The sequence below is a fragment of the Hydrogenobacter sp. genome, from assembly GCA_041287335.1.
Lineage (GTDB): Bacteria > Aquificota > Aquificia > Aquificales > Aquificaceae > Hydrogenobacter.
On sequence record JBEULM010000030.1, the window covers coordinates 1 to 22,080 of the forward strand.

31 protein-coding genes, 1 tRNA gene and 1 pseudogene are annotated in these 22,080 nt (G+C 40.5%); 24 read left to right on the forward strand and 9 right to left on the reverse strand.

Annotated features, from left to right (window positions below):
• On the reverse strand, positions 1–324 hold a 324-nt coding region (locus ABWK04_04035), incomplete at its 3' end, for a transposase (GenBank protein MEZ0361058.1).
• Between the two features lie 244 nt (positions 325–568).
• Here ABWK04_04035 and ABWK04_04040 point away from each other — a divergent pair.
• From ABWK04_04040 to ABWK04_04060, 5 genes are read left to right on the forward strand one after another with little or no spacing between them, the layout of a single operon-like run.
• The gene (locus tag ABWK04_04040; GenBank protein MEZ0361059.1) at positions 569–1,063 is read left to right on the forward strand and encodes a DUF2249 domain-containing protein; all 495 of its coding nucleotides are present in this window, start codon (positions 569–571) and stop codon (positions 1,061–1,063) included.
• Positions 1,060–1,473, forward strand: coding sequence for a hypothetical protein (locus tag ABWK04_04045; GenBank protein MEZ0361060.1), 414 nt, complete (start codon positions 1,060–1,062; stop codon positions 1,471–1,473). Before ABWK04_04040 ends, ABWK04_04045 begins: the two co-directional genes overlap by 4 nt.
• Position 1,474: 1 nt before the next feature.
• Positions 1,475–1,729 (forward strand): iron-sulfur cluster assembly protein, encoded by a 255-nt coding sequence (locus ABWK04_04050; GenBank protein ID MEZ0361061.1) that lies wholly within the window; start codon positions 1,475–1,477, stop codon positions 1,727–1,729.
• Positions 1,719–2,195 (forward strand): DUF1858 domain-containing protein, encoded by a 477-nt coding sequence (locus ABWK04_04055; GenBank protein ID MEZ0361062.1) that lies wholly within the window; start codon positions 1,719–1,721, stop codon positions 2,193–2,195. Before ABWK04_04050 ends, ABWK04_04055 begins: the two co-directional genes overlap by 11 nt.
• Positions 2,192–3,316 carry a hypothetical protein gene (locus ABWK04_04060; GenBank protein ID MEZ0361063.1) on the forward strand — a complete coding sequence of 375 codons (1,125 nt, stop codon included), beginning with the start codon at positions 2,192–2,194 and terminating at the stop codon, positions 3,314–3,316. Before ABWK04_04055 ends, ABWK04_04060 begins: the two co-directional genes overlap by 4 nt.
• Here ABWK04_04060 and ABWK04_04065 read toward each other — a convergent pair.
• Positions 3,305–3,562 (reverse strand): annotated as a pseudogene (locus ABWK04_04065) (RpiB/LacA/LacB family sugar-phosphate isomerase). The gene ABWK04_04060 and the pseudogene ABWK04_04065 overlap by 12 nt on opposite strands.
• A 224-nt stretch (positions 3,563–3,786) precedes the next feature.
• On the opposite strand from ABWK04_04065, the gene ABWK04_04070 reads away from it, so the two are divergent.
• The 12 genes from ABWK04_04070 to ABWK04_04125 all read left to right on the forward strand — a co-directional run bounded on the left by ABWK04_04070 (position 3,787) and on the right by ABWK04_04125 (position 11,749).
• The gene (locus ABWK04_04070; protein ID MEZ0361064.1) at positions 3,787–5,151 is read left to right on the forward strand and encodes a YchF/TatD family DNA exonuclease; all 1,365 of its coding nucleotides are present in this window, start codon (positions 3,787–3,789) and stop codon (positions 5,149–5,151) included.
• An 85-nt stretch (positions 5,152–5,236) separates the two neighbouring features.
• Positions 5,237–5,662: a hypothetical protein gene (locus ABWK04_04075; GenBank protein ID MEZ0361065.1), complete on the forward strand. Its 426-nt coding sequence runs from the start codon at positions 5,237–5,239 to the stop codon at positions 5,660–5,662.
• Positions 5,663–6,181 carry a phosphatase PAP2 family protein gene (locus tag ABWK04_04080; protein MEZ0361066.1) on the forward strand — a complete coding sequence of 173 codons (519 nt, stop codon included), beginning with the start codon at positions 5,663–5,665 and terminating at the stop codon, positions 6,179–6,181.
• 11 nt (positions 6,182–6,192) lie between these two features.
• Positions 6,193–7,323, forward strand: coding sequence for a tRNA guanosine(34) transglycosylase Tgt (tgt, locus tag ABWK04_04085; GenBank protein ID MEZ0361067.1), 1,131 nt, complete (start codon positions 6,193–6,195; stop codon positions 7,321–7,323).
• 14 nt (positions 7,324–7,337) lie between these two features.
• Positions 7,338–8,042, forward strand: a complete 705-nt coding sequence (locus ABWK04_04090; protein ID MEZ0361068.1) for an alpha/beta hydrolase — start codon at positions 7,338–7,340, stop codon at positions 8,040–8,042.
• Between the two features lie 72 nt (positions 8,043–8,114).
• Positions 8,115–8,576, forward strand: a complete 462-nt coding sequence (locus tag ABWK04_04095) for an iron-sulfur cluster assembly scaffold protein (GenBank protein ID MEZ0361069.1) — start codon at positions 8,115–8,117, stop codon at positions 8,574–8,576.
• Entirely contained in the window at positions 8,573–9,616 is a 1,044-nt protein-coding gene (locus ABWK04_04100; protein MEZ0361070.1) for a hypothetical protein, read from the forward strand. The genes ABWK04_04095 and ABWK04_04100 overlap by 4 nt, the downstream gene beginning before the upstream one ends.
• Positions 9,613–9,864 (forward strand): sulfurtransferase TusA family protein, encoded by a 252-nt coding sequence (locus ABWK04_04105; protein MEZ0361071.1) that lies wholly within the window; start codon positions 9,613–9,615, stop codon positions 9,862–9,864. The genes ABWK04_04100 and ABWK04_04105 overlap by 4 nt, the downstream gene beginning before the upstream one ends.
• Positions 9,861–10,097, forward strand: coding sequence for a DUF1858 domain-containing protein (locus tag ABWK04_04110; protein ID MEZ0361072.1), 237 nt, complete (start codon positions 9,861–9,863; stop codon positions 10,095–10,097). The genes ABWK04_04105 and ABWK04_04110 overlap by 4 nt, the downstream gene beginning before the upstream one ends.
• A 2-nt stretch (positions 10,098–10,099) precedes the next feature.
• The gene (locus ABWK04_04115; protein ID MEZ0361073.1) at positions 10,100–10,351 is read left to right on the forward strand and encodes a NifU family protein; all 252 of its coding nucleotides are present in this window, start codon (positions 10,100–10,102) and stop codon (positions 10,349–10,351) included.
• On the forward strand, positions 10,348–11,160 hold the full coding sequence (aroE, locus tag ABWK04_04120) for a shikimate dehydrogenase (protein MEZ0361074.1): 813 nt from the start codon (positions 10,348–10,350) through the stop codon (positions 11,158–11,160). Before ABWK04_04115 ends, aroE begins: the two co-directional genes overlap by 4 nt.
• A 4-nt stretch (positions 11,161–11,164) precedes the next feature.
• Positions 11,165–11,749, forward strand: coding sequence for an RNA ligase partner protein (locus ABWK04_04125; protein ID MEZ0361075.1), 585 nt, complete (start codon positions 11,165–11,167; stop codon positions 11,747–11,749).
• A gap of 1 nt (position 11,750) precedes the next feature.
• Here ABWK04_04125 and ABWK04_04130 read toward each other — a convergent pair whose 3' ends face one another.
• The gene (locus tag ABWK04_04130; GenBank protein MEZ0361076.1) at positions 11,751–12,848 is read right to left on the reverse strand and encodes an RNA ligase; all 1,098 of its coding nucleotides are present in this window, start codon (positions 12,846–12,848) and stop codon (positions 11,751–11,753) included.
• 44 nt (positions 12,849–12,892) lie between these two features.
• Between ABWK04_04130 and ABWK04_04135 the strand changes: the two genes are divergently transcribed.
• On the forward strand, positions 12,893–13,570 hold the full coding sequence (locus tag ABWK04_04135) for a gamma-glutamyl-gamma-aminobutyrate hydrolase family protein (protein MEZ0361077.1): 678 nt from the start codon (positions 12,893–12,895) through the stop codon (positions 13,568–13,570).
• Positions 13,571–13,669: 99 nt separating this feature from the next.
• Here ABWK04_04135 and nfi read toward each other — a convergent pair whose 3' ends face one another.
• The 5 genes from nfi to ABWK04_04160 all read right to left on the reverse strand — a co-directional run bounded on the left by nfi (position 13,670) and on the right by ABWK04_04160 (position 16,728).
• Entirely contained in the window at positions 13,670–14,320 is a 651-nt protein-coding gene (gene nfi / locus ABWK04_04140) for a deoxyribonuclease V (GenBank protein MEZ0361078.1), read from the reverse strand.
• Positions 14,310–14,687 (reverse strand): hypothetical protein, encoded by a 378-nt coding sequence (locus tag ABWK04_04145; protein ID MEZ0361079.1) that lies wholly within the window; start codon positions 14,685–14,687, stop codon positions 14,310–14,312. Before ABWK04_04145 ends, nfi begins: the two co-directional genes overlap by 11 nt.
• Before the next feature lie 76 nt (positions 14,688–14,763).
• Positions 14,764–14,836: transfer RNA gene (locus ABWK04_04150), tRNA-Pro, on the reverse strand.
• A gap of 7 nt (positions 14,837–14,843) precedes the next feature.
• On the reverse strand, positions 14,844–15,140 hold the full coding sequence (locus ABWK04_04155) for an HU family DNA-binding protein (protein MEZ0361080.1): 297 nt from the start codon (positions 15,138–15,140) through the stop codon (positions 14,844–14,846).
• 1 nt (position 15,141) lies between these two features.
• Positions 15,142–16,728 carry a S1 RNA-binding domain-containing protein gene (locus ABWK04_04160; protein ID MEZ0361081.1) on the reverse strand — a complete coding sequence of 529 codons (1,587 nt, stop codon included), beginning with the start codon at positions 16,726–16,728 and terminating at the stop codon, positions 15,142–15,144.
• Positions 16,729–16,871: 143 nt separating this feature from the next.
• Here ABWK04_04160 and bcp point away from each other — a divergent pair, with 143 nt between their 5' ends.
• Genes bcp through ABWK04_04190 form a run of 6 tightly spaced genes read left to right on the forward strand, consistent with a single transcriptional unit; the run spans position 16,872 to position 21,109 of the window.
• On the forward strand, positions 16,872–17,351 hold the full coding sequence (bcp, locus tag ABWK04_04165; protein MEZ0361082.1) for a thioredoxin-dependent thiol peroxidase: 480 nt from the start codon (positions 16,872–16,874) through the stop codon (positions 17,349–17,351).
• A 15-nt stretch (positions 17,352–17,366) separates the two neighbouring features.
• Positions 17,367–17,846 carry a TlpA disulfide reductase family protein gene (locus tag ABWK04_04170; GenBank protein ID MEZ0361083.1) on the forward strand — a complete coding sequence of 160 codons (480 nt, stop codon included), beginning with the start codon at positions 17,367–17,369 and terminating at the stop codon, positions 17,844–17,846.
• Positions 17,847–17,895: 49 nt separating this feature from the next.
• The gene (locus tag ABWK04_04175) at positions 17,896–18,582 is read left to right on the forward strand and encodes a YggS family pyridoxal phosphate-dependent enzyme (protein ID MEZ0361084.1); all 687 of its coding nucleotides are present in this window, start codon (positions 17,896–17,898) and stop codon (positions 18,580–18,582) included.
• 8 nt (positions 18,583–18,590) lie between these two features.
• Positions 18,591–19,310 carry a hypothetical protein gene (locus tag ABWK04_04180; protein MEZ0361085.1) on the forward strand — a complete coding sequence of 240 codons (720 nt, stop codon included), beginning with the start codon at positions 18,591–18,593 and terminating at the stop codon, positions 19,308–19,310.
• Positions 19,294–20,256, forward strand: a complete 963-nt coding sequence (locus tag ABWK04_04185) for a DNA double-strand break repair nuclease NurA (GenBank protein MEZ0361086.1) — start codon at positions 19,294–19,296, stop codon at positions 20,254–20,256. The genes ABWK04_04180 and ABWK04_04185 overlap by 17 nt, the downstream gene beginning before the upstream one ends.
• Complete coding sequence (locus ABWK04_04190) at positions 20,249–21,109, forward strand: AEC family transporter (GenBank protein MEZ0361087.1); 861 nt, start codon at positions 20,249–20,251, stop codon at positions 21,107–21,109. Before ABWK04_04185 ends, ABWK04_04190 begins: the two co-directional genes overlap by 8 nt.
• On the opposite strand, the gene ABWK04_04195 is transcribed toward ABWK04_04190, so the two are convergent.
• Positions 21,104–22,051 (reverse strand): UDP-glucuronic acid decarboxylase family protein, encoded by a 948-nt coding sequence (locus ABWK04_04195; protein MEZ0361088.1) that lies wholly within the window; start codon positions 22,049–22,051, stop codon positions 21,104–21,106. The genes ABWK04_04190 and ABWK04_04195 overlap by 6 nt on opposite strands.
• Positions 22,052–22,080 lie beyond the last annotated feature (29 nt).

Genomic DNA, 22,080 nt, shown 5'->3' on the forward strand with positions numbered 1-22,080 from the left:
TTTCTTTTTAAAGGCTGGAAAATCCGACCTTCCAGCAAAGAAGTTTTTAAAGGCTCTGTCAAGGTTAAACACCGCTTCCTGTAAAGATTGAGAAGGAGATTCTTTAAGAAAAGGATACTCTTCTTTCAGCAAAGGCAAGAGTTTTTTATACTCATAAACATTCCACTTTTTGCCTTCCTTCTGATACTCTTCCTTTGCTCTGGCAAGCATGTAGTTATAAACAAACCTCACAGAACCTACAGCTCTTTTTAAGAACTGTTTTTGCTCCTTTGTCGGATAGAGCTTGAACTTGTAGGAGTAGTTAGCTTGCTTTCCAGCTCTCATGAACCTTTCCTCTGTTTTTCTATGTATAACACTTTCTTAGAAAATGTCAAGTTGTTTCTATGCTTAACCATAAACATTAGGCTCACTCTCATCTCTCCTTTAAAAAGGAGAGGCTTCCCGCAACCTATCCTAAAAGAAGAGCTGATTGGCTATAGCTTTTTTAGAAAGGGGATGCTAAAAATTATGATTGTAATCATTTACATACTTTATGGAAGGCTTAATTCTTTAGAGTAAGGAGGAAATAATGGTTGAAAAGCTTGAGCCTGGTAAAAGGATAAAGGCTAATGGTTTTGAGTTTTCTTTAATCGGTGAAAGCCTTATGCCCTCCGCTTTGAGCTATAAGAGGATTTACATACTTTCTGAAGGTTCAGGGAGGTATATATTAGGTCAGAAGTTTGGCAACGCTTTGGCACCTTGCGTCTTTGTGGTGGAGCCTTCTGTACTTTTTGGCTTTATGCCAGAAGGAAACGCATACCTTTATGAGTTAGCAATGGGAAATAAAGAAGGCTGTGAAGGTGAGGTTATTGACCTAAGACCCCTTGAGCATGGCGTTAGGCATCCCCTTGTTATGAAAAGGTTTTCAGAACTTGACGAGGGAGGATGCTTTTACATAATAAACGACCACGACCCACTACCTTTATATTTCCAGATGGCTATGGCTTTCCCAAAAAGGGTTGGTTGGGAGTATATAGAGTTTGGTGACGAATTTTGGAAGATTAGAATAAGGAGGCTATCATGAAAAGGCTTGCACTTTTACTTTTCATCCTTGGCTTTTCCTTTGCCCACGAGCACGGGAAGGAGCAGGAGCTTACATTAAAACAGGTCATGCAGATGGTGAGCCTATCGGCTCAAAAGATGCTTTACGGCTTTATGCTAAGCAACGACGCTCTCATAATGGAGGGTGCCAAGGAGATAGCCGAGCATCCTATGCCAAAGGGAGGACCCCTTCAATACATAGACCCTTCAAGAAGGGAAGAGTTTTTAAGGCTTATGCCAAGCTTTGAAAGGCAGGTGCATGGTAGCGCGGAGGAGGTTATAAGGTTTATAAAGGAAGGCAAGAAGGAAGAAGCCCTCAAGGCTTACACAGATATGCTACAAGGTTGTATGTCCTGCCATGAGCTTTTTAGGGACAGAATAAGAGGAAGGTAGCATGAAGGAAATACTTGAAGCCTTAAGAGAAGTGATTGACCCTCATACAGGACTTGACATAGTGAGCATGAACATGGTAAAAGAGGTAAGAAGCATAGGTGAAGGAGAGGTTAAGATAGTTATAAAGCCTACAAGCCCCTTCTGTCCCGTGGGTAACTTTTTGCTACAGGCTGTAAAGGAAAAGGTAGAAGAGCTTGGTTATAAAGCTCATGTAGAACTTGAGGGATACCTCTTTGGAGGTGGGTATGAGGCTTGATGTGAGAAACCTTGAACCACCTCAGCCCATGATAAAAATAGCCCGGGCTTTAGAAAGCCTTAAGGAAGGTGAGGTGCTTGAAGTGCTCGGTTCAAGACCCTTTACACACCTTTTACCAAGGCTTGAAGAACTTGGTTTTACTTACGAGTTAAAAGAGACGGAAGAGGGTTATCTGTTAAAGATATGGAAAAGAGGCACAGAAGGAAAACTTGAAGGCACCACCGAATGCTCAAAGGAGCTTGAATTTACCATTGATGAAAACACAAATGTAGGAGAACTATTAAAGCGGATGCCAGAAGCTCTTGATATATTAATAAAATATGGCTTTACACCCCTCAAAAACCCTCTACTTAGGAAGATACTTCCCCATACAGTAACGCTCGGTCAGGCAAAGAAGATAAGGAGGTTGTCCGACGAAAAGTTCCAAGAGCTAATCAAAGAGCTAAGAAGCCTTATAGGACAATGATAAGACCAGCAGGCTTTGTAAGACTAACACCCCTTTATATACTCCTTTCCCTTATACTTATAACCTTATCGCCCCTTCTTGAACTGGCTAAGAAGCCTTATATAGACCTGCTACTCTTTATAGCCTTTCCCTCCCTAATAAAGGGCAGCCTCTTCCAGCTATACCCTACCCTTCAAGGAAAGCCAATAAGGGGAGGAAGGCTCATATACTTTCATTTTTTACTCAACATTTTAAATGCTTTTTACTTTCTTTTGAATTACGAGATAAACCAACTTCTTTACACTGCAGATAACCTTCTCTTTCTCCTCCTTATCCTTCTAAACACCCACAGGCTTTCAGACCCTTCAGTAGTCTTCCTGTTTGTCGGTAGCCTTTACACACCGCTTGTATGCCTTCTTATGTGGTTTGAACAGAACCCCCTTTTAATAAAGCATGCAATTACCTCAGGCTTTTTCCTCAATGTAATAACAGGCTCTTACTATGTTTTTGTGCCAATGCTTCAAATTGAAGAGCTATGGAGACCAAAATTAAGGTGGTTGAACCTTTTGCTTCTTAACCTTTCCTCCCTTTTTGTCCTTTACTGCTTTTATTTGAAAAACTATACCCTAATAGCCTACGGAGGCTCCGGCGTGCTTATATCTATGCTTCTTCTTTTTCTTATCATATACAAGACGCTTTCTCAGAGGAGAAGCCCTCTCAAGGGGCTTGACATTTCTGTAAAGTTCCTCCTTCTTGGTCTTTTCTTTTTTACCTTCTTTCTCTCTGTAGGAATTTCAAGTGCTGGCAGTCAAAACTTTGGCTTTATAAGCTGGCACAAGGAGGGTATGCTTTACGGCTTTTTAACCTTTATAACGGTAGGTGCTACCTATCATATAGTGCCTTTTATGCTCTGGTGGAGGGTATATGCACCAAAGATGGGTAAAGAAAAAATACCTACTTTAAAGGAGCTTTTAAAGCCCGAAACCTTAGAGATTTTCCTATTGTTTGGCATTCCTACCTTTACCCTCTCCTTAGTCTTTAAGCCCTTTAATGAACCCCTTTCAAACCTCCTTCTTATAGGCTTTTCTCTTGTTTTACTTTACTATACCCTTAAACTAATACCTCTCGTGTCAAGGCTGTAATTCTTCCACTTCCCTTATAAGCCTTACCCTCCTTTCGTACCTTCCGCCTTCAAAGTCCGTGTTTAGCCAAACTTCCACTATGGCAAGGTAATTACCCAGCATCCTGTCTCCAAGGCATAGCACGTTTGCATCGTTGTGCTTTCTGCTCATGCGAGCCATGTATTCGTTAAGGCATAAATCTGCTCTAATACCTCTAAACTTATTGGCGGTTATAGACATGCCTATGCCCGTTCTACATACCAAAATAGGTGGAGGTAGTGCCAGGGTCATAACCTCACTCCAAGTAAGAAATTCCTCTTTCGCATAGCACTTCTATTACTTAACAAAAGCGAGCAGGGTATCTTATAACAGTTGTTCTGTGGACGAACAGTTACTTCTGGTATCTGGTATGGTGTATGTGGGTAGAAGTGTGTAAGAGTGAGGATACCTATCTATCATCCAAGGTATAATAGGATTATATTTTATAAGCTATGATAGACACGCATTGCCATCTTGATCTTCTCAAAGAAGAAGATCTCAAAGAAAGCCTTAAAGATACTTCTATTGAGTATCTTATTACCATAGGCTATGACAGAAAAACCATTGAAAACGCTATAAAGCTTGCTGAAGAAAACAGGCACGTCTTTTGTGCTATAGGGTTTCATCCTCACGAAGCTGACAAAATCGGTGATGAGGATCTTCTTTGGCTTAAAGACGTTGCGAAAAAACACCTTAAGGTGAGAGCCTTGGGCGAGATAGGTCTTGACTTTTATAAAGACTACTCTGATAGAAAAAAACAGGAAGACATTTTCAGAAAGCAAATAGGCATAGCTATAGAGCTGGGGCTTCCTTTAGTGATACACAGCAGGAATGCTGAAGATAAAACCATAGAAGTTCTTAAAGAAGAGAAGGCTTACGAAGTAGGAGGTGTAATGCACTGTTTTACAGGAAGCTACGAGTTTATGAGGAAGTGTGTAGATCTTGGCTTTTACATATCTTACTCGGGAATAATAACATACAAAAATGCGGAAACGCTTAGAGAAGTGGTAAAAAGGACACCTACCGCAAGAATTTTATTAGAGACGGACAGTCCCTTTTTGACACCTCAGCCTGCGAGAGGCAAGCCTAACAAACCTCCTTACATATGGCATACTGCAAATGTGATGGCTCAGCTTATTCCCAATTCCTCCATTGAGGATGTGGACCGTATGACCTCCGAAAATGCCAAACTTCTTTTTAACATAGACAACAACGGAAAGAAAGACACGATAACTTACGTAATAAACAATAAGCTATACATAAATCTGACAAACAAGTGTAACCTTCACTGCTCCTTTTGCCAAAGAGAAAGGGAGAGGAATTTTATGATAAAAGGCTACTGGGTTTGGACATCAAGGGATCCGAGCGTTGAGGAAGTTATAAAAGAGATAGCAGATCCTGCAAGGTACGATGAGGTGGTTTTCTGCGGATACGGTGAACCTACACTTAGATTTTCAGCACTCAAGGAGATAGCAAGATACATAAAAGCAAAAGGTGGGAAGGTTCGGGTTGACACAAATGGTTTGATGTTCACTTACCTCCCCGAGGATAAACTTTCCGAACTGAAGGGACTTGTGGATGTGTGGTCGGTTAGTCTGAACGCTCAAGATGAAAATACTTATAACAAGGTATGCAAGCCTGCCCAGTCCGATGCCTTTGAAAAGGTTATACGCTTTATAAAGAAAGCCCTTCAGGAAGGCTTTGAGGTTATAGCTACCGCCGTAGATTACGAAGGCGTTGATATTGAAAAAACTAAAAGACTTGCAGAATCTTTGGGTGCCAAATGGAGACACAGACCTTACGAAGTGGTAGGATAATAAAATTCTCTTATCCGCTTATAAAGAATTCTTATATTTAACACGTACGTGGGTAGGTAAAATTGGAAACTGGAGGGTAGTTATTATGGTAGATCCCGACATACTACTGCTTGCCATAGTAAATATGGCTGAGGGGGTTAAAAACCTCATAGGTGACAAAGGAGCGAAGGCGGTTCTGAGAGATGCGGGGAGGCAATCTGGTCCAAAGCTCTTGGAGAGCCTTATAGGACACTTTCCTGAAACTCTAACAAAGGAAGAAGCTTTAAGGAGGGCATGCATAATACTTGAGGATCTGGGTTTTGCCAAAAAGATAGAAAAAGTCAATGGAGAAGTGAAGATAGAGGAAGACATATTTACCGACGCTATAACTAACGGCGATCTGATAGAGTCTCCCGTAATATATTTCTTTGCGGGTCTTATAGAGGGTTTTGTATCCTTTATGAGTGACGAAAAGGTGACCTTGATCCCTGAAAGCGTAGAAAGGGGTAAAATACTTTATAAGCAAACCTGAATGAATGTGGAAAATTTCCCTCTGAATGTAGAACTTTTTTATCTCGTGAACCATACCAGAAATGAGCTTCTTGATGCTTTTTTTGGATACTTTTACCTTCTCGGGAAGGGATACGTCCTTATACCTGCCTTGCTTTTTGTCCTGTTGTTCAAAAGGGAAAGGCTAAAGCTTTTTATACTTTCACTTGCGCTTGAAAGCTTGAGTGTACACATCTTGAAGGTGGTCTTCAACGCCCCAAGACCTGCAAACATGTTAACGAACATTTACCTTTTAGAGCCTCTTTATCACAAGTCCTTTCCGTCTGGAGATACTGCTATGGCTTTCTTCTTAGCATCTTTCTTTTCTTCGGAATCGCCAGCTCTACTGAAGGTTATACTTTGGAGCTATGCCCTTTTGATAGCTTACGGCAGGATGTATATGGGAGTTCATTTTCCCATTGACGTACTTGTGGGTGCTATCGTGGGTGTGACATCCTATTATAGTTTGTATAAGCTTGATCGCAGAAAGGTCATGTTGTAGTATTTTTTCGCATGTTTTCCTTTGAAATTATAGCCTCTGAAAGTGATGCAAGAAGGGGAAGACTGATTACACCTCACGGTATTATTGAAACTCCTGTTTTCATGCCTGTTGGAACTCAAGGAACTGTCAAAGCCATGATACACAAACTTTTAGATGATATAGGTGTACAGATCATGCTTGCCAACACTTATCATCTTTATCTTAGACCAGGCATTGAGGTGATCAAGCTTGCTGGAGGACTTCACTCTTTTACTGGATGGAGAAAACCGCTTCTTACAGATAGCGGAGGTTATCAGATCTTCTCCCTATCAAGAAAGAGAACTAAAGATAACAGATCTGGAGTGAGGGTCTTTGAAGAAGGCGTGGAGTTCAAGGACCATCTGTCTGGCTCTATGCACTTTTTTACTCCAGAAAAAGTTATACAACTGCAGGAAGTTTTTGGATCTGATTTCATAATGCCCTTAGACGAGTGCGTTGAGTACCCTACTACTTATGCCTATGCAGAATCCTCTGTTCAAAGAACACTCAGGTGGTTGGACAGAAGTATAAAACACAAAAGGAGAGAAGACCAGGCGCTCTTTGGTATAGTCCAAGGGGCTTTCTTTGAAGATCTCAGGAAGGTGTCAGCTCTTTCTACAGTTGAAAGGGATCTTTTCGGTTACGCTATAGGTGGCTTGTCTGTAGGGGAGCCAAAGGACTTGATGTACTCCATGGTTGAAGTAGTATGCGAGTATTTACCGTGGCAAAAGCCAAGATACTTAATGGGGGTTGGCATGCCGGAAGATCTCGTGGAATGCGTCGCAAGAGGTATAGACATGTTTGACTGTGTTGCACCAACCAGAATGGCAAGGACAGGAACACTCTTTACATCTTACGGGAAGATAAATATAACCGGTGAGATCTACAGGAAGGACTTTTCACCTTTAGACGAAAACTGCGATTGTTATACCTGCAAAAACTTTACGAGGGCTTATCTGAGACACCTTTACAAAGCTGAGGAGATATCGGCTTACGTATTAGGAACTATACACAACTTGAGCTTTTACCACCGGCTTATGGAAGAAATAAGAAAAGCTATAGAATTGGGAAGTTTTGAAAGTTTTAGAAGGTCATGGATGGAAAGGTACAACAGCAAAAGGTGATATATCATATAACTATGTTTATTTACGAGCCTGTAAATTCTGATAGACTGCTTTTACACCTTCACGGTTTTGCATCAAATGTAAAAAGCTCAAAGGTGCAAGCGCTTAGAGATTACGCAGTTAGCACGGGAAGTTTTTCCTTTTTCGCTATGGATATGGAGTATCACACTACAACCACAAGCAGGTCACTTGAGATTCTTGACATACTCCTAAAAGGCTTTAAAAACAAGTATAAGGAACTCTTTCTTTCGGGAAGCTCTCACGGTGCATACGTAGTTCTCAACTACCTAAGATTTTACACAGAAGAGCTTCTGAAAGGAGTCCTTCTCTTTGCTCCTTCTTATTCCACACTACAGCTGACTTTGGATCAGGAAGGTATTGACAAGTGTAAAAAGTGGCTCAGAGGTGAAGAAGAATTGAGGATATCTGAATGTGAAACTGGTACAGAGCTTGTGATACACAAAGACTTTGCCAGAGATATACTGGATAAAGGTTACGAAATAATAGTAGGTGATGAAGTGCGCTTTCCGAAAGATCCTGCCATTGATATAGTTATCCTGCACGGAACTCAGGACAGGATAGTATCCGTATCGTACTCAAGAGTTTTCACACAGAAGGTAAAGATTAAAAGGTATATAGAGTTAGAAGATGATCATAGGCTAAGCAAAAGCTTTTACAAGATCTTAGCTCAGGATAAGCTCCTTGAGATTTTTGATTGATACTTATCATAACAACATGCATGCAAAAGTTTATAGTTATAAATTGTATTAAGCTGAAAGGAGGTGAACGTTATGTTTGAATACAGCGAGAAGGTACTTGATCACTTTTTAAACCCCAGAAATGTGGGTGTATTAGAAAATGCCAACGCCATAGGTCAGTGCGGTAACCCTGCCTGTGGTGACGCTATGCTTTTTACACTCAAGGTGAATCCTGAAAACGATGTGATAGAAGATGTAAGGTTTAAGACCTTTGGATGTGGTTCTGCCATAGCAGTTTCCTCACAGCTAACCGAGATGATAAAGGGTAAACCCATAAGCTACGCTCTGAACCTAACTTATAAGGATATCTTCGATGAGCTTGGAGGACTTCCCCCTCAGAAGATACACTGTACAAACCTGGGACTTGAGACCCTCCATGTTGCCATAAAGGATTACCTTCTCAAACAGGGAAGGATAGAAGAAGCTGAAAAAATACCTGGATGTTACGAAGAGGAGGAGGAAGAAAGTAAGGAGTTTGAGTTTCTTTCTACATGAGTAAGGTTAGGGCTGTTGCTCTTCTCTCTGGAGGGCTTGATAGTACTTTAGCTGTCCGCCTTCTTAAGGACCAAGGCGTTGAAGTGAAAGCTCTTTACTTTTACACGGGTTTTTGTATCACGGAATATAAGAGACGCCTTGGACTTAAGAAGAGAGATGGACAGCAGTATGTCAATCCTGCCTTTAGGGCGGCAGCCCAACTTAAAGTTCCCATTGATGTGATAGACATTTCTGAAGAGTACTTTCATGTGGTTATAAATCCCAAGTATGGATATGGCAAAAACGTCAATCCATGCATAGATTGTAGATCGCTCATGCTCAAGAAAGCAAAAGAGATCATGGAAAAGGAAGATTACTCTTTCGTGATAACGGGTGAGGTTCTCGGTCAGAGACCCATGAGCCAAACGATGAACAGACTGAAGCTTATAGAAAAAGAAGCTGGGCTTGAAGGTTATGTAGTGAGACCTCTTTCCGCAAAACTCCTCCCTATTACCGTTCCAGAAAAACTCGGATGGATAGATAGAGAGAAACTGCTTGATATAAAGGGAAGAAGTAGGAACAGACAGATAAAGCTGGCTAAAGAGTATGGTCTTGAGTACGAACAGCCTGCAGGTGGTTGTTGTTATCTTACCGATGAGAACTACGCGGTAAAGTTCAGAGAAGCTCTATCGGTTGATAAGTTTATTACCCGGGAAGATCTCTTCCTCTTTTCTGTAGGTAGGCACCTGAGACTACCTTCTAAGGCAAAGCTCATAGTGGCAAGAAACGAAGGAGAGGCAAAGTTCTTAAAAACTTTTAAAAATCGTTACGATCATGCCTACAGAAAAGACGGTAAAGGTACTTTTGTCCTCATCAAGGGAGATCTACCAGAAGAGGAGTACAAGCTTGTGGCTGATATAGTATCAAGATACTCAAAGAGAGAATCTTGTTATGTGACGCTAAGTATAAAGGGAAAAGAACTGGAAATACTGGGAGAACCGCTTGACGAAACATCGCTTGACAGTTTTAAAATATACAATAAGGAGAGAGTAGAAGGATGAACTTAGAGGATATAAAACCGGATGTGGTGCATGACGTTGTAGGCACTTTCTGTCCAGTACCTATAGCCGAAACATCAAAAGTTATGAAAGGCATGAAGCTGGGCGAAGTACTTGAGCTTATAGCTGACGACCCTGGTGTTATTGAGGACATACCTGCATGGTGCAACGCAACAGGACAGGAATTTCTCGGCATGTACGAGGAGGATGGTGAGTATCATCTATTTGTAAGAAAAGTAAAGGAACTATGAGAGATAGAATAACCTTTGACACAAATCTCAGACAACTTATTGAGGAACAACCCAGGATAAGAGACCTCCTTTATGATTATGGACTGAGAAAACTTGAAGAGGATGACATAACCGATGTAGTTCTTGATAAGTTGACACTTAAAGGATTCTTCCGCATGATGGATCTGGATGACGAAGCTCAGGGAATTTTATGGGAAAAGATACAAAATTTATACAGAGAAGCGGAGGATTAAAAATGATGGAAAAGGAGTACAAACAGGTGGAAGATATTTTAAAGAAGATAAGACCAGCCCTTAAGGATCATCATGGGGACCTAAAAGTAGTTGACATCAAGGAAGGGAATGTCTATTTACAGTTTGAAGGTGGTTGTACCGAATGTCCCATAGTTGATGCGAGCGTGAAAGATGTAGTTGATATGGCTATACGTGGAAACCTCAGGTGGGTCAAAAAGGTGGAGATACTTCAGCCGAGACTTCACATTGGATGAAATTATCCGGAAGGACGGAAGTTTACGGTATAGTAGGCTATCCTGTAAAACATTCTCTGTCACCCATCTTTCAGAACGCTTCTTTTGAGTACTTTTGTGTAGATGGAGTTTATGTACCCTTTGAAGTAAAACCGGAGAATTTCAGGGAGGCTTTTTTCGGTCTCAAAGCTCTTGGGGTAAAGGGCGTAAATATCACCGTACCATTTAAGGAAAAAGCCTTTGAATTTTGTGATTTTTCGGATGAGCATTCTGCCCTTATAGGAGCTGTAAACACTGTGAAGTTCGCAGATAAAATTGAGGGGTACAATACTGACTGGATAGGTTTTTTGAAGGCTCTGAAGGATACGGAAGGAAGTATAAAAGGTAAAAAGGTGCTCGTTTTGGGTGCAGGCGGTACCTCAAAGGCTGTACTTTATGCTTTGAGCAAGGAAGATTGCTACATATTCCTATGGAATAGGACGCGTGAAAAAGCCCTTGAGCTTACCAAAAAGTTCCCTGCAGAGTTAGTAGCAAAACCTGAAGATGCACTTGATAGTGTGGATATAATAGTAAACACAACATCCGTAGGTCTATCGGAAGATGAACCTCCCCTTTTTGACTATGACAAAATAAAGGAGAAGCATACGGTTTTTGATGTAATATACAAAAACACGTACCTTTTGAGAAAGGCTTCTGAGAAAGGTGCTAAGGTCCAAAATGGTCTTGGGATGTTAATTTATCAAGGCGTAGAGAGCTTTAAGATATGGACTGGTCTGGAAGTACCCATCAGTATAGTGAAAGAAAGCTTACCCGCTTCTGTGTTATCATAAAGGTATGGATACTTTCGTTCTTGATACGAGCGTATTTACAAACCCGGACGTATATAACCAGTTTGAATCTGATCAGCTCGGAGCCATAGAAAACTTTATTTCTCTTGCCTCTCACACCAATGCCAGTTTTTTTATGCCTACATCCGTATATTACGAACTTACTAAGATGGTCAATTTGGGAGATATAACCCCCAAGTTTGAGCTTGTGGTAAGAATAAGATCTCCCAGGAAGTGGGGACTCATGGTACCTGCAGAATTCCTCTACGAGTTTATAGAGGATGTGAGACAGAGAATAAACAAGGGCTTGAGGATAGCTGAAGAACATACGAAGGAAGCGGGAAAGCTTGCGGAAGAAGAGGTGGGAAGAGTAATAAACAAACTCAGAGATAAATACAGAGAAGCGCTCAGGGCAGGTATAATAGATAGTAAAGAGGATGTTGATGTTCTGCTTCTTTCTTACGAACTTGATGCCATATTAGTTTCCGGTGATGAAGGTCTAAGGAAGTGGGCTGATAAGGTGGGTATAAAGCTCATAGATCCCAGAAATCTCAGATATATAATGGAGAGCCTCGCCAAGGTAGGGAAGTGAATTAATCTATAACTGATCCACCCTTTAAGAGATGTCCCAAAAGACCCGTCATGTTGAGATAGACTTTATCAAACTCAAGTAGATAATGCTTCCCATCTTTTTCTAAACGTCTTTCTATGATCTGTATGTGTGCGGATGCATGCTTTATTTGTTCAATGAAGAAAAGGGCATTTTCCTTCTTATTGAATCTGCACCTGAAAGTTCTGTATACTTTATCTTCTGACCTCACCATTTCACACGCCCTGAATATACCTTCCAGAAAAGCCTTACCTATCTCCGTATAGAGCCTCTCATCCTTTGAGATCTGCTCTTCCTCTATAAATAGAGCCAATCTCAAAAGCCTGTTTGTGTAGTAATCGGCAGGCAAACCCAGTATGTTTAAAGATGTAATCCTTATATCATTTATGTTGGCAAAACTCGTTATGTACTTTACTCTCTTGTCACGTTCCGAGTCTTCTTTGAACACCACACCTTCCTTCTTTTCGTCATTAAGCTTTTTGAGTATACGTTTTATATCACTTATCTGTGTTAGCTCAAACCTTCCAAATATCTCCACGTGAGGTAATCCATACTTCTCTATGATTTTGAGCTTTTCCCTGTATGCTAAAAAACCTTGTTCTCCCTTTTTCATTATGTCAAAGACAAAGAAAGCTATGTCCTCCTTAATGTAAGGAGGTGATTCTTCCACATATGGGTTTTCAGGACCGGCAACCTCTGCACACAGCACCAAATCTGGGTTTTCTTCAAAAAAATCCTCTTTTATAAATTCCCTGACTCTATCTGTGGTGAAGGCGCATATGTATCCGCCTCTGGTGAGAGCATAAATCTCATCTTTGTAAAGAAATATCCTCGTATTATATCCATCTACCTTCTCCTCTACCCACACCGGTGCATTAAACTGTTCGGGAAGACCAACGGATAACTGAAATATTCTCCCTATATGTGGGTACCCCCACACCACAAAGTCTTTAAAAAGCGCAGTCCCCCTAGGTATATCTTTAAAGTCGTCGGTAAACCTGAGGTACTCAATTCCCTTAAAGTTTTCTGTCTTTACCTTGTTTTTTCTCAAAGCCTCTCTGACGATTTGCGCATCTACCATGTGTTAACATCATTATAGCAGGAAAGAATATTACAATAGTAAAGATGAGGGTTCTGGCTATAAGACACGTACATGTAGAACACCTTGGGCTTTTGGAACCAATATTGAAGGATATGGGTTTTGAATTGGATTACATGGATACAGCCCAAGGGGAAAGACTAAAAAGATCTCTGGAAGATTATTCTCTCATCGTTGTTTTAGGAGGATACATGGGTGCATACGAGGAATATCTCTATCCCTTCCTCTCTTACGAATTTAGACTAATAGAAGAAGCCTTAAAGCTTGATGTCCCTTTGATAGGTATATGTTTGGGAAGTCAAATGTTAGCTAAGGTGCTTGGTGCAAAAGTTTACAGAGGGGAAAAGGGTAAAGAGATAGGATGGTTTGAGGTTTATAAGAGGAATGATCATATATACTTTGAAGAATTTCCGCAGAGACTCAAGGTATTCCAGTGGCACGGAGATACTTTTGACCTGCCGTCGGGGGCGGTGAGAGTGTATTCTTCGGAGAAGTACGAAAACCAAGCCTTTGTTTATAAAAGAGCTGTAGGTTTGCAGTTTCACATTGAGGTAGACAAAAACATGATAAAGGATTGGATGAAGATATACAAAGATGAGCTTGAGAAGGAAGGAATAAATCCGAAAGAACTTTTGAGTTGCGAAGGGGCTGAAAATAAAAATCTACTTGATATCTTCCTAAGAAGATTTCTATATACAGTATGACAAAAAGGTGTGACTACAAGAAGGACAAGAAGGGCATAAAAAACTCGCCCCTTTTTGGAGGCTACACATTTTCAACATTAATGTTTAGATTACTATGTATTAGCGGTTTTTTCTAACCTTTTGCAGAAGGTTGTGAGCTAATCTCGTAGGTTCGGGAATGCGATACAGCGAAACTTTAAGTACAAGATCAACCGCAGTTTCTAAGCTTATTCTGTGTCCTACGGATACATAAATAGGATCTGTGTTATCCCTCGTTCTGAGTACCGCACCTACTATATTGCCTTTATAAGTTAGGTATGCATAGCTTCCCCTTTTCCCTTCCAGTTCTTTGTGATAACCAAAGAGTCTTGTTTTGGCAACACCTACACTTACACTGTTTGTAACTATACCAAAGTGAGATGCTATACCACAGCCTCTTGGATGCGCTACGCCTTGACCATCTATAAAATAAACATCGGGTTTTAGCTTAAGATTTTCGTAGAGTTTTAGCATAAGGGGTAATTCTCTGAAGGCTAAAAAAGTTGGTATGTAAGGGAAATCAACTACTCCCTCTATAACATCCTCATACACAGGTTTTAACGTTTTCATATCAAGTACTACTATACCCGCCCACGCTTTTGTAGGGTTTTCTTTTATATCTTCAAAGGTAAGGTCTATACCGCCAACTGTTTTTATGCTTTCAAAATCATCCTTTTTCAACACTTTCTTTGCACATTCTAACTGTATTTTTTTCAACTCTTCAATGTCCACTACCTGATTTACCTCCTTCTAAAAGCTCTCTTAAAGGTGGCAGATTTTTAGGTACTTCAGATTTTTCAGAAGTTCCTATCTTTAGGAATTTAAATTCTTCAATTTTTATCTTTCCACCTTCCACCATGTACATTTTCCCCCTTCTTATATCCAGTATGTTACCGAAAGGTTCTCGCTTTATTTTACCTTGCTCTTGGTAAAAGACATATCCTTTTTTACCTACCTTTACATAACCAAGTAACTGTTTTTGATTGGTTTTTCCACCCTGAAAAAGGGTAGGAAAGACATCTTTACTCATTATCCTTTCTATGTCATCACCTTTTGAAGAACCTACCAAAAATATTATTAACATCAATGCGTAAATCATGTAATAATTATCTTACGATACCTCTTTTTTTGTCAATCCTTTATATACTTAAAATAAAGCAGTGTGTTTCTCAATATCGGGGTGACGGGACTTGAACCCGTGACCTCTGGCCCCCCATGCCAGCGCGCTTCCACCTGCGCCACACCCCGTTGATAACTAAATTTTACCTCTTTTGGCAAATATATTCAACTTCATCGTGAGTTTTTTACTCGGTTTGAACTGAACAGTACGTTTGGAGCGTATTATTTTAATCTCACCCGTCCTCGGATTTCTTCCCCTTCTTTCTTTTGTATACCTAACTTTGAACGTTCCAAATCCCGAGAGTTTTACCTCCTGGCTTTCCATGAGAGCCTGGCTTATTGCATCAAAGATATAATTTAGTATGCTGTACAGAGTTTTTTTGGAGAGATCACCACCCTTCCAAAGATCGTTTACTATACTTTTTCTTGTCATCTTAGAGTTTCATTTTTTTCTTGAGTATGTCACCTAAGGTGAAGCCACTCTCCGATCCTGTGGTAATCGCCTCTTCCCTCCTCTCCTCTTTCTCTTCTTTCATACTGAGTGTTATTCTCCCTTCCTCTGGAGATATCTCAAGGATCTTTGCTTCTACCTGCATTCCTTCCTTTAGTTCCACACCCTTTGGTATTTCTGATAAAGGTAAAAGACCGTCTGCACCCTCGGGAAACTCAAGAAAAACACCGAAAGGATGTGATGACTTCACTTTCAACATCACCTTCTGTCCTACACTGTACTTTTGCTTTATTAATTCCCAAGGATTTGGCGTCAACTGTTTTAATCCTAACTTTATAAATCTACCCTCTAAGGCAAGAACTGCAAATTCACGCTCCTCTCCCTCTTTCAGCACATCCTCAACTCTACCGGGCTTTATCCATGAAAGATCGCTTCTGTGTATCAAACCTTTTACACCGTTCCCCAGATCTACCAAAGCTTTTGCCCCCTCTATACGCTCAACTTTACCCTTTACCTTGCTCCCTGAGGGATGCTCTTTGAAAAATTCTTCCCACGGTTTTGGTAACGCTCTCTTTATACTCAGGATGAGCCTTTTACGTGACGGTTCAAACTCAAGAACCTTCACCTTTACCTCAGAACCCTTCTTATAGTTGGGGCTTTTATCGTAAGATATTTCCTCTTTGGGTACAAAACCTTCCACACCCTCTTGCACCTCTACGATGATCCCTCTGTCCGAAAACTCTACTATTCTGGCTGACAGTAGATCCCCTCTGTTTATTTTTTCTTTCACTTTCTCCCATGGGTTCTCCTTCATATCCCTAAGGCTCACAAATATGAACTCTCCATCCTTTGGAATGCGTTTTACCTTAACTCTGAGTTTTTCATCTATTTCCGCATAGTTGTATGGGTTTTTGTCTCTACCCCATGAGAGCTCCTCTTTTGGTAGAAAGGCTCTCAGAACTCCTTGAATGAGGAGAGTTATACCTTTTTCAGGATCTATCTTTATTACCCTTCCTTCAACAACGTCACCAACTTTCAGCTTTCCTAACAGTCTTTCCTTTTTTCTCTTTTCCTGCTGTACCAAATAAGCCCTTTGAGATACTTTTAGCTTTATACCTTCCTTAGTACTTTGAAATTCTATTACTTTTACAACCACCCTTGAGCCTTCTCTGATTTTTCTACCCGCTTCACTAAAAGGCATGAAGGCAGGGATACCGTTTATATCAACTATGTAACCCTCATCAGTTTTTCCTCTCACTTTTCCAGTGAGAAACCTTCCCCTTTCATAGGCTGAACGCAGAAAGTGAACGTATTTTTCTTCCATGTATCTTCTGTAAGAGAGAATTGGAGAGCCCCCCCTTGATATTTTAGTTACCACAGCCTTTATCTCATCTCCCTCCTTTGCGTTTGGTATTTCCTCTCTCGGGATTATACCCTCCACCTTGTAACCTATATCCACATATATGTTTCTATCGTCCACTTTTATAACTTTACATCGTATGACCTCCCCCCTCTTTATATCCCTTGCTTCTTCAAGACTTTTTTCAAGCAGTCTCTCAAATTCACCCATAAGATCCTCCAGAAGTTTATATTATAATACCAAAAATTTTTTTGTAAGAAGGCGCAACAAAAGTATCAAAAAAACACTGCCAGATAAAGAATATGATATAAATCACATCAGAAGATCCAGAGGATTTTTTTATAATTAGTGGCATGTTGAAAGAGGGAGATAAAGCACCCGATTTTTGTCTTGATGGCATAGGTGAGGATGGGAAAGAGGGAAAGTTCTGCCTTAAGGACTTTCTCGGAAAGTCATTTATTCTATACTTTTATCCGAAAGATGACACACCCGGATGTACTCAAGAAGCGTGTGACTTCAGGGATAGCATGTCGATGCTCTACTCTCTTGGAGTGAAGGTAATAGGCATAAGTCCGGATGATCTAAATTCCCACAGGAAATTCAGAGAAAAATACGGGCTTAACTTTACTCTTTTGAGTGATCCCTCAAAAGAAGTTGCAAAACTCTATTTTGCATACGGTAAGAAGAAGATGTACGGTAAAGAGACTGAAGGCATAATAAGAAGCACCTTTCTGATAGACGAAGCGGGAAGGATAAAGAAGGCTTGGTACAATGTGAAAGCAAAAGGGCATGTAGAGAATGTGTTGAGAAGTCTGAAAGATATTGGAACTTAACAAGGAGGTGAAGTTATGCCATTAAAAGTGGGGGATAAAGCACCGGATTTCTTACTCGCTTCATACAAAGGTGAAAGGTGTTCACTTTATGAAACTTCAAGGTACGCACTGCTTACCTTTTATAAAGTTACCTGCCCTACATGTCAGCTTACGCTGCCCTTTGTAGAAAGAATGTATAGACTTTACGGTGACAAAATCACCTTCTGGGGAATAGTGCAGGATAGCGAAAGGGACATAGGTAAGTTTATCACTAAGTATAACCTTACATTCCCTCAACTCGTGGATCATCCCGCTTACGAAGTTTCCCAAAAGTACAGTGTAGAGGTCGTGCCTACTTTGTATCTCATAAATCCGGAAAAAATAGTGGAGTTTGTAAGTTACTCCTTTGTTAAAAAGGAGATAGAGGAACTAAATACAAAGATCTCTTCTTTGGCAGGAAAGGAACACATGGATGTATTTGCGGATGCGGAGGTTCCAGCTTTTAAACCTGGCTGAGGATCAAGAAGCAGGCGTTAGTTTAACGCCATAGTACAGTAAGGATAAGATGGCTTGCGAGAGTTTAAAAGAAGTAGAAGACAGAATTCAAAAGGCATGCAAGAAAGCAGGGAGGGAAAGGTCTCAGGTCATTTTGCTTGGCGCTTCAAAAAGTGTACCTCCCGCAAAGATCAGGGAGTTTTACAGTTGCGGCCTTTTCACCTATGGAGAAAACAGAGTTCAGGAATTCTTAAGAAAATATGAAGAGCTAAAGGATCTTGCCATAGACTGGCACTTTATAGGTAAGCTTCAGAGCAATAAGGTAAAGTACATTCTGGAAAAGGTAAGTCTTATACACTCCCTTGACAGAGAGAGCTTGGCGCAAGAAATAAACAAAAGAGCTCAAAGTTTGGGCAAAGTGCAGGAGGTTCTCATAGAGGTGAACGTAGGTGATGAGGAAACGAAAGGTGGTATAAAGGTGGAAAGTATCCTTAGCTTTTATGAATGCTTGTTGAGGTATAAAAATCTTAAGGTTGTTGGTCTCATGTGTATCCCACCTTACAGGAAAGACCCCCAAGAGGTGAGACCTTACTTTGAAAAGCTCAGAAAATTAAAGGAGAAGTTGGAGCTTGAGTTTTCTACAAGGCTTGCCCATCTTTCCATGGGTATGTCTCATGACTTTGAAGTTGCTATTGAAGAAGGCGCTACCATAGTGAGAATAGGTACTTTACTTTTTGGGGAGAGAAGAGGAGTATAATAAAGACCATGACAAGGGTAGCTTGGAGCATAACTCATCAGGAGTTTACTGTAACCGATTACTACTATTTTTCTAAGCTCAGTAAGGAGGCACAAAAGGTTGGAATTGTCATTGATGAAGTTGATAATTGGGAAAGATTGAAAGAGTATGATACAATAGTTTTTAATTACCCAGAGATACCCTTCACGGAAAAAGAATCCCAAGATATAGAAAGACTCGTATGGGAAGATGGTAAAAAGGTTATCCTTTTGGGATACTATAAAAATGAGGATCGCATAGCTGACACATGCAATACCCTCGCAAGGCGTTTCGGTATGGAGCTAAACGGAGATGAAGTAACTGATGGGGTAAACAATCATCAAGGCGATATGTACTTTGTCGTAACATCTAAGTTGAGAAGATACACAAAGAACGAAAAGAACGAAGTAGTTGTCAGAAAAATACTCCTTCCTTGTACAGCTTCTATAAGACCACTTATGCCTGATATAAAAGTTGTAGCCCGTGCTGAAGATACAGCAAAATCCAGTGAGGACAATTATACCCTTCTAATAGCTGAACAGATAGCGCCCACAAGCGGTGGATACTTTTGCCTTGCCGGAACTTGCGTTTTCTGGGACAATTACTCCATAGACCTTTACGATAATTTAGCTTTTTCTCTCAATCTACTCAGGCATAGAACACCTTTGAAGGCAACAGGTAGCGGTAAACCAGTTGTTTTTGGTTTGTGAGGGAATAGGTGTGTGGGGTAAGTATAAGATAGCCCTAAGACCTTGGGAGATTCCAGATGTGAGCCTTTTGGAATACGAAGAATCAGAGCAATTTGTAGATTTGGCTGAAGAACCAAAACCCTACGAAGGGACATTTCCCGGTGGGCGCATAACCGTTGCTTTCGTAGATGGGGTGAGAAGGACAGAGTATGCCTTATACCTGATAGATGATAACGGTTCAAGTTATGAAGGTGCTTTTGCATCTCTTGGCGCTGGAGCTATAATAGTTGAACTTGGAAAGCTCAACTCAGTAAGAGAATCTATGATTTATCCCATAATAAAAAGGTACTTGGTTGTGAAAGGAATATTTGAAGATATGCAGTATCAAGGTGTATTTGAAATGCGCACAACTCAGGATGATGTTTCCAAAGAGATCAATAGGGTAATGAGGGAGGAGCTTGAAGTCAGTGTGGCAAGGAAGGTAGCAAAAGAATTAAAACCCACACTTTTGATATGCGATGGAACACTGAGCAATAGGTTGAGAGGAACATTATGTGTAGGCTACGTAAAGACCATAAAAAAGCTCTTTATAAGAAGGGAAGATGCATATATGTTAAATGAGCTAAGATGTGGGCAGAGGACACCTATAATAAAAGTTCATTATCAGCGTGGACAGGAAGAGAAAGAGAAAGTTGAAAAATACACGTGGTACGTTAAGCTCACGGAAGGTGAAGGGATAGGATCTCTTGCGAGACTGGAGGTCTTTGAAAAAGTAGGTTTGGAAATTACTAAGCATATCGCGGACTTAACGGCAGGTATTCTCCCCAGACTTGTAAGCAGCACCTTTCAAGACAGGAGATCCCCACAAAACCTTCTTCCTATAAAAAGCCTTGAGAATTTTCTGAGGAGGCATTTGGGGTCTTACTCCATAGTTAGAAGGGAGATAGAAAAACTCATTTATGCTTAAAGTCTTTCTCATAATTGCCTTAGGGTATTTTCTGAGAAAGTCAAGAGTATTCAAAAGGGAAGACGCAAAAGTTTTTATTGATTACGTTGTATACGTGGCACTACCTGCTGTGAGCTTTAAATCCGCACACAGCCTTGGACTTGGAAAAAATACTGTCACCGTAGTTATACTTTCCTGGACGGGCATTAGCGTTTGCATACTAATTTCTTATATTTTAGGCAGGATAATCAAACTCAGAAGTGGTGACCTGAAAACTTTCGTGCTTGTATCTTCCTTCGGAAATACAGCCTTTTTAGGATATCCTTACACACTCTCTTTCTTCGGTGAGGAAGGTCTCAAGTACGCCGTAATATATGACAGTCTTGGCTCCTTTTTACTTATATCCACCGTAGGCTTTTTGATATCAAAAGGTAATGTGGCTTTCAAAGAGCTTTTTACCTTTCCACCCTTTTTAGGTCTCATGCTCGGTTTTACACTAAAGGGCTATACTCTTGAACCTTTTATAGTGGAATTTTTGAATACTATAGCTTCTTCGCTTTCACCGGTTGTGCTTTTTGCTTTAGGTTTATCCCTCAGCCTTTCTGGCATAAGAAGATATTTAAAGTTGAGCCTCGCTGCTCTCTTTATAAAGATGATACTTTCAGTTTTGATAACTTATAGTATATCTAAGCTTCTGAGTGTTGAAAGTCCAATACTTGAGGTTTCTCTTCTTGAAGCTGGCATGCCGAGTATGATGATGGCGGGCATCTTAGCTCTCAAATACGGGTTGAATTATGAACTTGCCTTTGCAAGTATAGGTTTTGGTATACTTTTGAGTTTTTTTACTGTACCGGTTCTTTTGCACCTTTTATAGGTTTTTTCTCAGCTTCTTCTTAAACCAGCTTATTGTGTTCTCAAGCCCTTCCCTTAAACTAAATTTGGGTTCCCAAGATAAGAGTTCTTTAGCCTTTGTTATATCGGGGCATCTCCTTTTGGGATCATCCGGTGGCTGTGGGGTAAAAATGATTTCGGAGGAACTTTTTGTCAACTCAACAATGAGCATTGCCAGATTTATTATCTTTACCTCCTCCGGGTTTCCAAGATTTATAACTTCGCCCGAAAGACCATCTTTTAGGGATGCCCTAAGAATACCTTCCACAAGGTCATCGATATAGCAAAAGCTTCTCGTTTGCTCTCCTTTTCCATAAACCGTGATGGGTTCACCGCTTAGCGCCTGGGTTATAAAATTGGGTATAACTCTACCATCCTTTGTCCTCATACGGGGTCCGTAAGTGTTGAATATCCTGAGTATCCTCACATCAATACCGTGTTCTCTGTAGTAAGCCATACACATCGCTTCCGAAAATCGCTTTGCTTCATCGTAAACACTCCTTGGTCCTACGGGATTTACGTAACCCCAATAAGTCTCTGGCTGTGGGTGTACGAAGGGATCACCGTAAACTTCCGATGTTGAGGCAAAAATGTATCTTGCCTTCTTTAACTTAGCAAGCCCAAGAGTGTTTAAAGTTCCGAGAGAGTCAACCTTCATAGTATGTATAGGGTTAGACATATAATCGACAGGTGAAGCGGGACAGGCAAAGTGAAGCACTATATCGATGGAACCCTCTACGTATATGTAATTTATTACGTTGTAATGCAGAAATTTAAACTTAGGGTGACCAAAAAGGTGTGCTATGTTATCAGGTGAACCCGTGATAAAGTTATCCATGCCTATAACCTCAAAGCCTTCTTTCAAAAATCTCTCGCACAGATGAGAGCCTATAAATCCCGCAGCACCGGTAATAAGTACACGCATGGAATTTATAATTATACTGGTATTGATCC